Origin of the sequence: Actinoallomurus rhizosphaericola (assembly GCF_024055675.1) — a bacterium.
Taxonomy (GTDB): domain Bacteria; phylum Actinomycetota; class Actinomycetes; order Streptosporangiales; family Streptosporangiaceae; genus Actinoallomurus; species Actinoallomurus soli.
The window spans coordinates 141,197-155,343 of sequence record NZ_JAMXMW010000020.1 but is presented as its reverse complement, the minus strand read 5'-3'; the positions used below and the strand labels follow the sequence as shown (position 1 = coordinate 155,343).

At 70.6% G+C, this 14,147-nt stretch carries 15 protein-coding genes; 6 read left to right on the top strand and 9 right to left on the bottom strand.

The window, feature by feature from the left end:
- The first annotated feature begins 175 nt into the window (after positions 1-175).
- Both NE234_RS35045 and NE234_RS35040 read left to right on the top strand, forming a co-directional pair.
- Positions 176-1,327 carry a methyltransferase domain-containing protein gene (locus NE234_RS35045; protein WP_252785231.1) on the top strand — a complete coding sequence of 384 codons (1,152 nt, stop codon included), beginning with the start codon at positions 176-178 and terminating at the stop codon, positions 1,325-1,327.
- Between the two features lie 151 nt (positions 1,328-1,478).
- On the top strand, positions 1,479-2,369 hold the full coding sequence (locus NE234_RS35040) for a glycoside hydrolase family protein (RefSeq protein ID WP_252785230.1): 891 nt from the start codon (positions 1,479-1,481) through the stop codon (positions 2,367-2,369).
- Here the strand turns inward: NE234_RS35040 and NE234_RS35035 are convergent.
- From NE234_RS35035 to NE234_RS35015, 5 genes are all read right to left on the bottom strand, one after another.
- Entirely contained in the window at positions 2,356-3,270 is a 915-nt protein-coding gene (locus NE234_RS35035; protein WP_252785229.1) for a sulfotransferase family protein, read from the bottom strand. The two genes, NE234_RS35040 and NE234_RS35035, sit on opposite strands and share 14 nt — an antisense overlap.
- A 123-nt stretch (positions 3,271-3,393) precedes the next feature.
- The gene (locus NE234_RS35030; protein WP_252785228.1) at positions 3,394-4,140 is read right to left on the bottom strand and encodes a sulfite exporter TauE/SafE family protein; all 747 of its coding nucleotides are present in this window, start codon (positions 4,138-4,140) and stop codon (positions 3,394-3,396) included.
- A complete protein-coding gene (locus NE234_RS35025) occupies positions 4,141-4,860 on the bottom strand; it encodes a GntR family transcriptional regulator (RefSeq protein ID WP_252785227.1) in 720 nt (239 codons plus the stop codon).
- A 99-nt stretch (positions 4,861-4,959) separates the two neighbouring features.
- Positions 4,960-5,787: a PfkB family carbohydrate kinase gene (locus tag NE234_RS35020; RefSeq protein ID WP_252785226.1), complete on the bottom strand. Its 828-nt coding sequence runs from the start codon at positions 5,785-5,787 to the stop codon at positions 4,960-4,962.
- A 19-nt stretch (positions 5,788-5,806) separates the two neighbouring features.
- A complete protein-coding gene (locus NE234_RS35015) occupies positions 5,807-6,820 on the bottom strand; it encodes an SIS domain-containing protein (RefSeq protein WP_252785225.1) in 1,014 nt (337 codons plus the stop codon).
- Between the two features lie 529 nt (positions 6,821-7,349).
- Here NE234_RS35015 and NE234_RS35010 point away from each other — a divergent pair.
- Complete coding sequence (locus NE234_RS35010; RefSeq protein WP_252785224.1) at positions 7,350-8,846, top strand: APC family permease; 1,497 nt, start codon at positions 7,350-7,352, stop codon at positions 8,844-8,846.
- Between the two features lie 121 nt (positions 8,847-8,967).
- Here the strand turns inward: NE234_RS35010 and NE234_RS35005 are convergent, their stop codons facing one another.
- Entirely contained in the window at positions 8,968-9,348 is a 381-nt protein-coding gene (locus NE234_RS35005; RefSeq protein WP_252785223.1) for a group I truncated hemoglobin, read from the bottom strand.
- 210 nt (positions 9,349-9,558) lie between these two features.
- On the opposite strand from NE234_RS35005, the gene NE234_RS45595 reads away from it, so the two are divergent.
- Entirely contained in the window at positions 9,559-10,323 is a 765-nt protein-coding gene (locus NE234_RS45595; RefSeq protein WP_252785222.1) for a group II truncated hemoglobin, read from the top strand.
- 28 nt (positions 10,324-10,351) lie between these two features.
- Here NE234_RS45595 and NE234_RS34995 read toward each other — a convergent pair whose 3' ends face one another.
- The 3 genes from NE234_RS34995 to NE234_RS34985 form a co-directional block, all read right to left on the bottom strand.
- Positions 10,352-10,510, bottom strand: coding sequence for a hydrophobic protein (locus tag NE234_RS34995; protein ID WP_252785221.1), 159 nt, complete (start codon positions 10,508-10,510; stop codon positions 10,352-10,354).
- Between the two features lie 172 nt (positions 10,511-10,682).
- Positions 10,683-11,411: an acyltransferase gene (locus tag NE234_RS34990; RefSeq protein ID WP_252785220.1), complete on the bottom strand. Its 729-nt coding sequence runs from the start codon at positions 11,409-11,411 to the stop codon at positions 10,683-10,685.
- Between the two features lie 238 nt (positions 11,412-11,649).
- A complete protein-coding gene (locus NE234_RS34985; RefSeq protein WP_252785219.1) occupies positions 11,650-12,243 on the bottom strand; it encodes a hypothetical protein in 594 nt (197 codons plus the stop codon).
- Between the two features lie 210 nt (positions 12,244-12,453).
- Between NE234_RS34985 and NE234_RS34980 the strand changes: the two genes are divergently transcribed.
- Both NE234_RS34980 and NE234_RS34975 read left to right on the top strand, forming a co-directional pair.
- Positions 12,454-12,972, top strand: coding sequence for a peptidylprolyl isomerase (locus NE234_RS34980; RefSeq protein WP_252785218.1), 519 nt, complete (start codon positions 12,454-12,456; stop codon positions 12,970-12,972).
- A 32-nt stretch (positions 12,973-13,004) separates the two neighbouring features.
- A complete protein-coding gene (locus NE234_RS34975) occupies positions 13,005-13,886 on the top strand; it encodes a rhomboid family intramembrane serine protease (RefSeq protein WP_252785217.1) in 882 nt (293 codons plus the stop codon).
- Positions 13,887-14,147: the final 261 nt, after the last annotated feature.

Sequence of the window (14,147 nt, the reverse complement as noted above, 5' to 3'; positions counted from 1 at the left end):
CGCCATGAGGGAGGCGTGTCCGGCGGTCCGACCACCAGGAATATCAGCGACAGAGGAGACAACATATGGGCAGGCACGGTACGGGTGGCGACGAGAGGGACGGCCACAAGGACAAGGGCAAGCAGGGCACGTTCGTGGACCCTGCCAAGGACGACAAAGGCGAAGACAGCGGTAAATGACCGACGCTGAAGCGCTGAACCGGCGGCTCGTCGACGAACTCGCGGCCGCCGGTGCGCTGCCCGAAGAATGGCGTGCGGTGTTCCTGGCCGTTCCCCGGCACCTGTTCGTACCCGATGTCATCTGGGAGGACGCCGGCGAGGGCACGCTGACACCGCGCCGATGCGATGAGGATCCTGCGGCCTGGCTGGCCGCCGTGTACGCCGACGAGGCGATCGTCACGCAGGTCGACGACGGGGCGACACCGGGCACCGGGACGGGCCGGCGGGTCACCAGCTCGATCTCCAAACCGTCCATCGTGGCCAAGATGCTCGGCGACCTACAGGTCGAGCGCGGCACGCGGATCCTGGAGATCGGTACCGGCACCGGCTGGAACGCGGCACTCCTCGCCCAGAAGGTCGGCGCGGAGAACGTCACGACCATCGAGGTCGACGGGTCTCTCGCCGAGCGGGCACGTACGGCACTGGCGGGGGCCGGGGTGTCGCCTGTGGTGGTCACCGGAGACGGCACGGACGGGTACCCGCCAAGCGCGCCGTACGACCGGATCCTTGCGACCGCGTCGGTGCGCGTCGTCCCCTATCCCTGGGTGGCGCAGACCCGGCCGGGCGGGCTGATCCTCTCACCGTGGGGCAATGCCTACGACAACGGGGCGCTGGTCCGTCTGACGGTCGATGATCGCGGCGCGGCGTACGGTCCGTTCCTCGACAACACGATCGCGTTCATGTGGGTGCGCGCGCAGCGTGTGCCGCGTCCGGCCGTGCCGGCGCACCTGGCGGGCGCGGCGGATTCGACCACGACGCTGCACCCGGACGCGGTGGCCTTCGACGACTACGACGCGAGGTTCGCGGTCGGTGTGCGGGTGCCCGACGTGGTGACGAGGTTCGAGGACGCCGGTGACGGTGGCGACGACTTCACCTTCTGGGCGTTCTGCGGCGAGTCCTGGGCGCGCGTCGACGTCATCGACGGCGCGTTCCCGCATCGGGTCCGTCAACACGGTCCGCGTGCGCTCTGGACCGAGATCGAGGCCGCCTATCGTTGGTGGGAGGAGGCCGGGCGTCCGGAGACCGGCCGGTTCGGACTCGCCGTCACCGCCGACCGTCAGTACATCTATCTCGACTCGCCCGACGCCCCTGTGCGCTCCGGGAATTAATTCGGGTTTCCCTACCCGGATACTCTGGTATCGAGACGACGGGGCCGACCGTCAAGTGGGCTCCCGTGCGTCGTCGAGGACGGTGTGCGGATCATCGTCGCGTTCGCGCGGGTGCGGCCTCCGCGTCCGGTGCGGCCGTAAGGAGGAGTCCATGTCGTTTCCCCTGCCGTCGTACGAGCGGTCCCGTGTCGTCGTTCCGCCGCCCGGGGACACTCCCGGTCACTGGGCGGGCGCGCCCAGCGCCTGCGTCGTGGACGGCGAGATCTACCTGGCGTACCGCCTGCGGCGGCCCGTCGGGGAGGGCCGGGGCTATGCCGTCGTGGTCGCCCACGCGGTCGACGGCGAGCGGCCGGAGACCCTGGCCGTCATCGACAGCGACCGGATGTCGGCCGAGTCGCTCGAACGCCCCGCGCTGGTCATGACCCCCGAGGGCGCCTGGCGGCTGTACCTCAGCTGCGCGACGCCGGGGACGAAGCACTGGCGGGTCGAGGTGATCGAGGCGGCCGACCCGCGCTCCTTCGACCCGTCGACGGCCGAGGTGGTGCTGCCCGGCAGCGACGCCATAGGGGTGAAGGACCCGGTGATCCTCCGGCAGGGCGACAAGTGGCACCTGTGGGCGTCCTGCCACCCGCTCGCCGACCCGGACGAGGCCGACCGGATGGTGACCGACTACGCGACCAGCGCCGACGGTCTGGACTGGACCTGGCACGGCACGGTCCTGACGGGCCGTCCCGGGCGGTGGGACGCGCGCGGCGTACGGATCTCGTCCGTGGTGACGGACGGCGGCAGGACCGTCGCCTGCTACGACGGCCGGGCCAGTGCCGCGGAGAACTATGAGGAGCGCACCGGCATCGCCGCCGGTGACGGGTTCGGCATGTTCGAGCAGCAGGGCGCCGGCCCGGCCGCCGTCTCGCCGCACGCCGGCGGGGGCCTGCGCTATCTGACGGCTCTGCCCCTCGGCCGTGGGGAGTGGCGGCTCTACTACGAGGCGACGCGCGCGGACGGCGCGCACGAACTGCGCACCGAGCTCATCGCGGCTTGAGCCAGTCGCCGTAGTCCTCGCCCGTCATCTCTTCGAGCAGCCGGATGTCCTCGGCGAAGCAGGGGATCAGCCGCCGGCGGTCGTCCCAGGTCAGCGGCTGCCGGGGGCGTCTTTCGCGGTGCAGCGCGGCGAGCAGCGGGCCACGGGCCAGGCGGCGTACGGGCAGGGGCAGGTCCCGGCCGATGCGGGCGCCGGCGCGCAGCACCTGCCGCAGGGCGCGGGTGACCGGGGAGTCGGCCACGTGGTTGGTGACGTTCTCGCGGGGGATCGAATCGATCACCCCGGTCCGTACGCCGAGGAACGCGCAGATCCGGTCGAGGGTCGATGCGGGCTCCTCGTGGATCCGCCGGTACCTCACGACCAGCACCTGGTCGCGCGGGAACAACTTGTACAGGTGCTGGAGCTGCTCGCCGTAGCGCCCCAGGTCGACGTACCGCCAGAAGGCCGCCCAGCCCGCCGCGATCCGCTCGGGCTCGGCGGCGCACGCGTCGACGACGTTCCCGATCGGTTCGAGGCCCGCCGACCACAGGTGTGTCCAGTTGGAGTGCGCGCGTTCCACCGGGTCCCGCAGGACGGCGACCATCTTCACGTCGGGGATCAGCGCGCGGATGCGGAGCTGCGCATCCCGGTCGTGGAGGTAGAACGGCGTGCTCTCGCCGCGCAGCGTCCCCTCCGGGGCGGCGTCGAACAGCGCCTCATAGTCCGCTCGGCGCCAGACGTGCTCCCGGTAGGTCTGGGCGTCACCGGGTCCGCCGCGGGTGGGCGGCGGTCCGTCCGTGAGGAAGAACTTCGGCTCCTTGACCGGGGACATGAACAGGTCGGGGTGACGTGCCAGCGCGGCGTGCAGGGCCGTGGTGCCGGCCTTCGGAGCACCGATCAGCAGAAAGTCCGGAAGGGCCATCCATCCTCCCTGGCCAGGCGTCCAGCAGTGGGTGTAATCATCCCATACCTACCTAAATAGCAGGAAAATATGCAGCATTGCGATCGTCGCGGTTCTGGAAGGGAATGTGCGATCGCCGCGCGGTCAGCCGTAGCTGTCGATGCCGAGTTTGACGGCGACGGCCACGCCGCAGATCGCGACGATGACGCGCAACGCGTCGCCGGGGAGCCGGCGTACGAACGCCGGGCCGATCCAGCCGCCGACGAGGAATCCCACCGCCAGGGGAAGGACGGCGTCCCACCGTACGGGGCCGAACAGCGCGAATCCGACGGCGGCGACGCCGTTGGCGAGGCCCGCGAGGACGTTCTTCACCGCGTTGACCCGGACCAGCGGCAGGTCGATCATCGCGGACAGCACGGCCAGCGTGAGGATGCCGCCGGCCGCGCCGAAGTACCCGGTGTAGATCGCGACCGTGAACAGCGCCAGGCGGAGCAGCCGGCTGCGCTCACCCGTGGAGCGTTCCGCGAGCCGCCCGGCCCTCGGCTGCAGGAGCAGGATGAGGGACGCACCCGCGATCAGCCATGGTGCGATCAGCTCGAACATTCCCGACGGCGTCACCAGCAGGAGCACCGCCCCGGTCGCGCCGCCCAGCGCGGTCAGCAGGCCCAGCCGCAGGACGCGGGAGCGCTGGCCGGTGAGCTCTCGCTGCGAACCCGCCGCCGCGCCCACCGCCGTGAAGACGAGCGCGACCGTGTTGGTCACGTTCGCGCTGAGAGCGGGCAGCCCGAGAGCCAGGAGCGCCGGGTAGGACACCACCGATGCGAGGCTCACCACGGTGCTGACCACCCCGGCCAGAACACCGACCCCGAAGAGGATGGGAAGGTGGGTCATCTAACGGCGGAGCACGTTGAAGGCGAAGGCGTCGCCCCGGTGGTAGTCCTGGGCGTACAGCACGGGACGGCCCGACGTGGTGATCACGGTCTCGGAGATCAGCAGCCACGGGCCGACGCCGCCGAGGGAGTAGCGTTCGCACACGTCCGGGGGCAGGTCGACCGCCTGAAGCCGGGCGACCGACGACACCGGCGGGTACCCCTGGGCGGCGAGCAGGTCGTTCAGCGAGCCGGTCCAGTTGACGTGCCGGATCGGGCCGGGGATGTACTCACGCGGCACCGTGTCGACACTGTAGATGAGGGGGTCGTCACCGGTGAACCGGAGCCGTTCGAGCCGGATCACGGTCTCCCCGGCCGAGAGCTCGAGCGCCTCCGCCTCCGCCTCGCTCGGCTCGTTCTCGGTGACCGACAGGACGACGCTGCGGGTGTCGTACCCCATCGCTTCGAGCATGGTGCTCACCGACTCGAAGCGGGTGATCGGCCGCTCCACGGACAGAGCGCTCAGCGACGACAGGAAGCGGCCGCGCCCGCGCTCGACGACGATCAGTCCTTCCTGCTCGAGGAGCTTCAACGCCTCGCGGGCGGTGCTCCGGCCGACGTCACAGAGCTCCGCGATCTCCGACTCGGTGGGCAGCCGGTCGCCGGGGCGCAGGTTCCGCGACCGGAACAGGTCCACGAGCCGATCACGCACCTGAACCGACATCGGCCGTTTGTCCGGCATGTGGCTTGTTCCTGTTCAACGAAGAGTTCCGGAGGGCCAAGAGTCTAGGCGGGGACCCCGCCTCCCGGCCCTCCGGCTGCCGAGGCGATCGGCGCCGGGTCAGTCGGCCGGCACCGCGTCCTGGGGCCAGGCGCCCACGTGAGCGCACGTGCGTGCGGCGGTACGGGCACCGGCCCGCATGGCCTGCGCCACGTCGGCGCCGGTCGCCCGCGCCGCGAGGAATCCGGCGATGTAGCTGTCGCCCGCGCCGGTCGTGTCGACCACGGTGACGGGCTCGGCCGGCGTCCGCCACCAGTCACGGCCGTCGTAGGCGAGGCTGCCGGCCGCGCCGCAGGTGACCACCGCGAGGCGGGCGCCGCCGCGGACCGCCTCCTCGGCGTACGCGCGGGCGCGCCCTTCGTCCTCGCCCGCCGAGCAGAAGGCGACGTCCAGATGGTCGAACCCCGCGCTGACCGCGCAGTCCTGGCTCACGATGGGACCGCTGCCGTACAGCCGGCGACGGACGTCCCCCGCGGCGGGCAGCATCCCGATGTGCACCACGGCACAGCGCGCGAGCGCGGCGAGCTCCCGTTCGTCGGGAACGTAGTCGGCGGTCACGGCGAAGTCCTCGAACTCGAAGGTCCGGTCGCCCGTCGGGTCCACGCGAATCCGCGACACCGAGGTGTGCCCCGGCAGCGTGACCAGTCCGTCGGTCCGTACGCCCTGGGCCTCCAGGGCCGTCCGCACCCGGGCCCCGGCCGTGTCGGCGCCGATGGCACCGGAGTACCGGCAGGCGTGGCCGAGGCGCCGCAGCTGTACGGCCACGTTGAGGGCGTTGCCGCCCACGTAGCTGCGCGACTCCACGCCGACGTACTCGTCGATGGTGTTGTCGCCGACCGCGGCGAACAACGGTGACCCGTCCGCCAGGGTGTCGTCCTGTCCGGACACGCCCGTCACCTCGGCCGTCTCAGTACGACACGCGCCGGTAGTAGCGGCGGGTCGTCAGCGGGTGGTCGCGCTTGACCTCCAGGTGGGCGCTCACACGCTCGAAGATCGTCGCCAGGATCACCGGCGAGATCAGGGCGCGGACCCGCGGGGAGATGCCGGGCAGCGCGAACTCGGCCGTGTCGAACACCGAGAGCTTGTCGGTGTACTGGGGAACGAAGGCCTCGACCCGCTCGGCGAGGGGCCGGGTCTCGTCCTCACCCTTGAACACGATGACGCTCACGCCCTGCTCGACCAGTTCGAGCGTGCCGTGGAAGAAGTCGGAGGCGTGTACGGGACGGGTGCGGATCCACTGCATCTCCTCCAGGATGCACATCCCGTAGTAGAAGGCCTCCGGCCAGGTCCCCCCGGATCCGGTGATGATGTGGTACGGCTCGTCCTGGATCTGGGCGGCGAACCTCTCGGCGCGCTCTTCGAAGCCGCGCTTGACCTCCAGCAGCAGCTCGGGCAGCCGCTTCAGCTCTCCGACGACCTCGGCGTAGTCGTCGATCTCACCGCGTTCCCCCATCACCGCGAGCGCGATGATCAGCGACTGGAGGTAGAAGGACTCGCACGAGGTGTCGTCCTCGGCGAAGTTCGTGAAGGTGTGGTCGGCGCGCTCGGCGAGGGGGCTGTCGGCGTGTCCGGTCAGCGTGATGACCGTGGCGCCCCGCTCCTGGCAGTAGGCCAGGGCCTCGATGCTCTCCTTGGTCGTACCGGACAGGGACGGGATGACGACGATCGAGTCGCGCCCCAGGTGCGGAGAGCCGGTGACGACGAGTTCGGCGGGCATCTCCACGTACACCGGGAAGGTCGAGCGCGTCTGCAGCAGACGGGCGGCGGGGAGCATCAGGATGCCGGCGCCGCCGGAGCCGGCGAAGAACAGGTTGCGGGCGCCCTTGTTCAGGCACTCGGCGATGGTGCGGTGGAGGTCGTCGGCGAGGGCTACCGCGCCGGACTGAATGCGGAGGAACCGCTCTTCGTCGAAGTTCAGCATGGAGGCTCCTTTGCGGACCGGGGGCGGTCGCACGGCGGACGCCGCTGCCCCAGGCGTTGTCTGATCTGTATCTAACTTGTCTGACGAGTACGGACTATGTCTGATCGATTTTCGGATGTCAACGCTCTCACCGTCGGGAATCGCGCCCCCCGCGCGTCCTCCGGCAGAGGAGCTCTGCCCGATCCCTGCGGAGCGATCAGGCGGGTGCCTGGTGAACTGCTGGAAAGTGCCTCTTGACGGTGGTGGAGGACTCCGGCCACAGTAAGGCGGCAGACATCAGATCGATGTTGTCAGACATCAGTCTTTGTAGAGGTCATCGGCCGCGATGACGCACACTGTGAGCCGGTGCCGCTACGGACTGAGCAATGCGCGGCCGAGGACCGGACATCGGGTGGCCGTGCGTGGCGGATTCGGGGGGTTCGCCCGCACGGTGCTCCAGGTGCTCGCCGCCCCCACGTCCCACCGGCCGCGGGGAGCGAGGGTTCTCCGGCTCGTCGCCCCCCCGATCTCAGCCAAGAAGGTGCCAACGATGACCACGGAGCAGTCCGGCGCCAGACACACGCCGACGGCGCACCAGACCGGTACCCCGCCCGCCCGGGGACTCCGCCGGAACCTCAGCCTCTGGCAGGTCCTCGGCGTCTCGATCGGCGTTATGGGCCTGACCCTGTCGGCCAACATCAACCCGCAGGGCGCGGAACCCGCCGCCGGCCGCGCCATCCCGCTCACCTTCGCGATCGCCACGGTCGGAGTTCTGCTGCTGTCGCACAGCTTCGTCCGGCTGAGCCAGCACTTCAACACCTCCGGATCGGTGTTCGGGTTCGTCGGCGCGACCCTCGGCGCCCGCGCGGGCACCATCGCGGGCTGGTGCCTGCTCGGCACCTACCTGCTCTTCGGGACGAGCAGCGCCTACTCGGCCGCCATCTTCTCCTCGTCGCTCCTGAAGTCCCTGGGCCTGGCCACCGACCCGCCGGGCTGGCTGCCCTACCTCGTCGCCCTGATCGTCGTGGTCGTCGCCGCGGCCGTCGCCATCACCCCGGCCAAACGGGGCGCGGATCTGCTTCTGGTGTTCGAACTCGCCACCGTGGTGCTGATCGTCATCGTCAGCGTGGTCGTGCTGTTCAAGATCAGCAGCGGGGGCGGTCCCCAGGGGCAGACCTTCACCCTGTCGGTCTTCCAGCCGGCGAAGGGCACGGGCGGCTCGTCGCTGTTCCTCGGCGCGGTGTTCGGCTTCCTCGCCTTCGCCGGGTTCGAAGGAGCGGCCACCCTCGGCGAGGAGGCCCGTGAGCCACGCCGCAGCATCCCCCGGGCCATCCTCGGCACCGTGCTCATCGGCGGCGTCTTCTACGTGTTCACCAGCGCCGTCGAGGTCATGGGCTTCGGCACCAGGCCGGCCGACCTCGACCGTTTCCACGCCAGCGGCTCGCTCTTCGGGGACCTGGGCGGCACCTACCTGGCGTCCTGGGTCGGTGACCTGGTCACGGTGGGGACCATGGTCTCGGCGTTCGGCGGTGCGCTCGGCTGCGTCGTCGGCGCGGCGCGGCTGTCGTTCTCCCTGGCCCGGTCGGCGACGGCCAAGACGGGCTTCATGACCCGGATCTCCCCACGCTTCGGCACACCGGTCGGAGCCACGATCACGGTGTCGGCCGTGATGGTCGCGTCCGTGGTGGTCTTCGGCTGGATCCTCCAGCAGCCCGTGCAGTCGGTCTGGGGCTGGATCGGCACCGTCGGCACGTTCATCGTCCTGGTCGTCTACCTGCTGGCCACGGTCGGCGCGGCGCGGATGCTGTCCCGGACCTCGACCGTGTCCCGGTGGGAGATCGTGATTCCGGTCGCCGCGATCGTCGTGCTCGGCTACACGCTCTACCGGAACGTCGTGCCCTACCCCTCCGGAGCCGCGCGCTGGCTGCCGGTGGCCAGCGGCGTCTGGATCCTGATCGCGCTGGTCGCGGTGGTCTGCTTCCCGGCCGTCATGCGGCGCATCGGGGAACGCCTCACCGCCGACGAGGGCCTCGACACGCGGGGATAGCCCGTCTCGCCCGGGCACGGGCGCTCGCCCGGCACGGACCGCCCGGGGCCCCGCCACACGAGGTGGCGGGGCCCCGGGCGATCGAGGGTCGGCGGTCGCCGATCCGTACCGGGATGCGGACTCAGCTCGTGACCTTGGTGGAGACGATGTCCGGGGCGAGGGTGGCGACCACTCCGATGATCTGCTCGACCAGCGGGGCCGGCACTCCGGCGGCGGTCAACGCGTCCGTCAGGTGCCCGGCGACCAGGTCGAAGTGCTCCTGCTCGATGCCGCGCCCCTGGTGCACCTGCCGCATGGGCGCGCCCGCGTAGACCTGCGGCCCGCCCAGCGCCGCCCCGAAGAACTCCACCTGGCGGCCCTTGAGCCGGGGCATGGAGACGCCGGCGAAGAAGCCGGCGAGCTTCGGATCCGCCAGCACCCGTACGTAGAAGTCGTCGACCACGGCGACGAGCGCCTCCTCGCCGCCGATCCTGTCGTAGATGGTCTGCTCCGTGGTGGTCATCGCGCCGCCTTCCTGGCCCGTCCGTCGGAATCGGGGAGAAGGCCAGCGTCGGCTTCGCCGATTACGATCGGCGCCGCGGGCGGTAACCAAGAGGTGACGCTCGGCGCACCGGTGTGCGGTACGACTGTGAGACCGGACCGGGTGCCGAGTCTTTCTATTGATCGACTTACATGATTACATAGCTCCACGCCGACGCGCTGGAGGAAGACTGTGATCGTCGAGTACATCCGGTATCGCGTACCCGCCCAGAGATCCGACGACTTCGAAGCGGCGTACGCCCGTGCCGCCGTCCCCCTCGCCGCCGCGCCGCAGTGCGTCGAGTACGAGTTGACGCGGTGCGTCGACGAGCCGGAGTGCTACATCCTGCGCATCGTGTGGACCTCCGCCGACGACCACCTGAAGGCGTTCCGTGACAGCGAGAACTTCACCGCGTTCTTCGCCGAGATCAGGCCGTACGTCGAGCAGATCGAGGAGATGCGGCACTACCGGCGCACCGCGGTCGCCGGCGCCGGCGGATCGGTTCCCACCATGGACGAGTGGGCCGGCGGAACGGAGGCCCTCGAGCGGCTGACCGAGGCGTTCTACCGTGAGGTGCTCAAGGACGAGGTCGTCGGGCCGCTCTTCGCCCACATGGACCCCGATCATCCGAAGTACGTCGCGATGTGGCTGAGCGAGGTGTTCGGAGGTCCCGCGCGCTACACGAACGAGCGCGGCGGCTACCACCACATGCTGTCCAAGCACCTGGGGAAGGGCATCACCGAGCGGCAGCGCCGCCGGTGGGTCGACCTCCTCCTCGACGCGGCCGACGAGGTCGGACTGCCCAACGACCCGGAGTTCCGGGCCGCCTTCGTCGGTTACATCGAGTGGGGCACCCGCATCGCGCTCGCGAACTCCCAGCCGGACGCCCACCCGATCCAGCAGGCGCCCGTGCCGCACTGGGGCTGGGGCGTCGCTCCGCCGTACGTCGGCGCGTGAACGGCCGTCCCCGCCGCTGAGCCGCCGGTCACCAGCGGTACCAGCGACGGCCCTCTCCCGCGCGGAACAGGAAGCCGAGCAGCCAGAGGACCAGAACGACGAGGGCGATCCACCAGAGGACGTGGACGGCGAATCCCAACCCGCCGAGGAGAAGCGCGAGCACGAGCACCACCAGGAGCAGCGCCATGGTGGCCACCACCTTCCGGGACCTTTTATGGCTTCTAACCGGATCCATTCCCGATAAGAGCGCTTAACCGTGCTTTGGCGCGGTAATAAGGACCATCCCCTCAGGCGGCATCATGGTGTCCGCCCCGGTCGGGGCGGCGCGGAGTGCGGGGCCGGGATGGCGCGGGCGGCGGTCAGCTCGCCAGTTCGTCCGGTCCCGAGAGCGGCGGCAGATCGGCCAGCGCCGCGAGGGTGGCCTCGTCCAGCGGCGTCTCCGGGAACGGCGGCCGCCAACCGGTCTCCGGGTCGTAGCGCCGTACCACTTTGGCGGGCACGCCCGCGATGACGCTGTGGTCGGGGAACTCCCCGCGCACCACCGCCCCGCCGGCGACGACGACGTTCCGTCCCAGGCGGGTGCCGGGCAGGATGATGGCGCCGGCGCCGAGCCAGCACCCGTCGCCGATGACGACCGGGTCGTTGACCGGCCACTGCCGGCCGACCGGGACGTCGGGGTCGGCGTAGCCGTGGTTCTGGTCGGTGATGTAGACGTACGGGCCGGTGAAGACGTCGTTGCCGATCTCGATCGACTGATGACCGACGATGTGGCTGCCGCGGCCGATCGAACAGGCCTTCCCGATCTTGACGATGGGGTCGGGGCCCAGATCCAGGTCGGGAACGAAACCGGCCGAGATCGTGACGTGTACCCCGACGAGCGTGTCGTCGCCGATGTGGATCCAGGGTTCACCGAACAGCGCGCCGGTGGGGAATCCGATGCAGACGCCTTTTCCCAGATGGCCGAATCGCCGTCCGGCCGGGGTGCTCGGTGTTATCTCGCCATGTCGGCGGACCCACTCCCAGCCCCGGTGCACAGCCACCGCCACCACCCTGCGGGTCGCGGAACCGATCGACGACCTTAGCGACATGCCGGAAACGGTACGGCATGGGATGTCCGTTTGATCCCCTTAATATGGCATCCGCTGTCGGCCAGACCGCATCGCGTCCCGTCGAAATGGCCGGGTCGGCCGAAAAGAACGGCAGTGCCCGCTGCCGCACCGAATGACTGCCTCTTCCCGGTGGCCGAGACCGGATGCGGAACGGCGGTGGGCCCGGCCATCAGGGGGGGGCCCCGCCCACCTGGCGGGCCCCACCGCCGATCGAACGTCAGGACGTGCGAGCACGGTCGCCGCCGCTGTCGCCGTCCGACACCGAGGAGAGGCGCTCGGACGGCGCGGACGTCGGCTCCTCGGCCTGCCTGCGCGCGACGTTGCGACGGGTCGCGATCGCTCCGGCGGCACCGAGCGCGCCACCGGCCAGGAGCAGCGTGGTGGCCATGCCACGGCGCCGGCGGGGCTGCGGCGGCTCCAGCCGCTTGGCCGTCCGGCGCATCATCGCGCCGACCCGGGGGGCGAGCTCCTTCTCGATGTACGCGCCGGCGCGGTCCAGCCGCGGCGCGCCCCAGACGCGGGCGTGGTACACGCCCGTGGAGGCCATGTCGCGGGCCTGACCCGCCGTGGGGCCGAGCCGGTCCGCGGTCCGCTGGGCCGCCGTCTGGGCGGTCTGCGCCGCGGTCTGCGCACCCTGTGCGGTCCGCTGTGCGGTCCGCTGAGCCGACATCATGGCGCGCTTCTGCGCCCGGCTGAGCTCGGAGAGGCGCAGCTGCCGCGCGCTGCGCATCGCGCGCTTCTGCGCCCGGGTCAGCTGTGAGCCGCTCAGCTTGACCTGCGGCTTCTTACTGGTCATCGATCGTAGGGACATCTATACCCCTCCGTTATGTGCGGTCTCGACCAACCTCTTCCCCCGGTAGGCGATGTCAATCACCGGACCGGTGAGGGCACTGTTCGGCCGTTCGGCACGGTACGGGCGGGTCGTTCGGGGAACACGTCGAGGCCAGTAGCGTTGGCTACCTCAGTGACGTATCCGAACACGCCCGACGCGGGCACACTCCGAAACGAGGAGGCGGTCTTCATGGCCGGAGAACTCATCGCGACCCTCAACACCACTCTGGGGCCCATCGTCATCCGTCTGTTCCCCGACAAGGCGCCCAAGACCGTCGAGAACTTCGTCGGTCTCGCCGAGGGGACGATCGAGTGGCGGCACCCTGCGACCGGTCAGCGGTCGAAGAGCCCGCTTTACAACGGCACGATCTTCCACCGGGTCATCGACGGCTTCATGATCCAGGGCGGGGACCCGCTCGGCCAGGGCATCGGCGGTCCGGGCTACGAGTTCGAGGACGAGATCGTCCCGGACCTGCGCTTCGACCGGCCGTACCTCCTGGCGATGGCCAACGCCGGGCCCGGCACGAACGGCTCGCAGTTCTTCGTGACGGTCGTCCCCACCCCGCACCTGAACGGCAACCACACGATCTTCGGCGAGGTCGTGCAGGGCAGCGAGGTCGTCGACGCGATCGCCAAGACCAAGACCGGCCGCAACGACCGCCCGGTCGAGGACGTCGTTCTGGAATCGGTGACGATCGAGCGTCGTTAGACGGATAACCGGCCACAGACGAGAAGGCGACGATGAGCACCGATCCGGCGCAGGCCCCGGCCCCCGAGGCCTCGATGTGCTACCGGCATCCGGGCCGGGAGACTTACGTCCGGTGTACGCGGTGCGACCGGCCGATCTGCCCGGACTGCATGCGCGTGGCCGCGGTCGGGCACCAGTGCCCCGAGTGCGTCCACGACGGCAACCGGACGGTGCGCGAGCCGCGTACGGTGTTCGGCGGCCGGGTGCGCGGCCGCCCGGCGGTCACGCTGACGCTCATCGGCCTGAACGTCCTCGCCTACCTGGGGGAGCTGGTCTCGCCGACGTTCGTCGACCGGTTCGAGATGCTGGGCGGCATGCCCGCGCGCGGCCGGCTCCCCGGGATCGGCGTCGCCGACGGCGAGTGGTATCGCCTGATCACCGGGGCGTTCCTGCACGTGCCGATGAACGCGGGCGGGCTCGGCATCACCCACATCCTGTTCAACATGTGGGCGCTGTGGGTGCTCGGTCCGCAGCTGGAGCAGGTGCTGGGCCGCGTGCGGTTCACCGTGCTCTACGTTCTGTCGGCGATCGGCGGGAACGTCCTGCTCTACCTGGTGGCCCCGCTGCAGCCCGCCGTGGGCGCCTCCGGGGCGATCTTCGGGCTGTTCGCGGCGTTCTTCGTCGTCGGCCGCCGGCTGGGCGTCGACACGCGCGGCATCGTCTTCCTCATCGTGATCAACCTGGTGTTCACGTTCACCTTCTCCGGAATCTCCTGGGAAGGGCACGTCGGCGGGCTGGTCACCGGTGCGGTGCTCGCGGTCGCGTTCGCCTACGCTCCGCGCCGGCGGCAGAAGGCCGTACAGGTCGCCGCGTCGGCGGTCGTCGCGGCCCTGCTCGTCGTCCTCACCGCCGTGGCCACCGCGCTCGCGTCCTGACACGTACGCGCGACGCCGTACACCTCCGCGACGCCGACCCGCGGCGCACCGCCTCGGCCGGCATCGGCGACGGACGGCCGGGAGCAGCGCCTCGCCGGCGTCGGCGAGGGCCAGAGGCACCGTTTCGCCGCGTCAGCGACGGCCAGGGGCACTGCCCCGTCGGTGTCGCGCGGGCGGCCACGGACGTGCCCGCCCGCGGAGCGCGGCACGAGAGAAGGCTGGGGACGGCTCCTGTGGATAACCCCCAGCGCGGTCCACAGG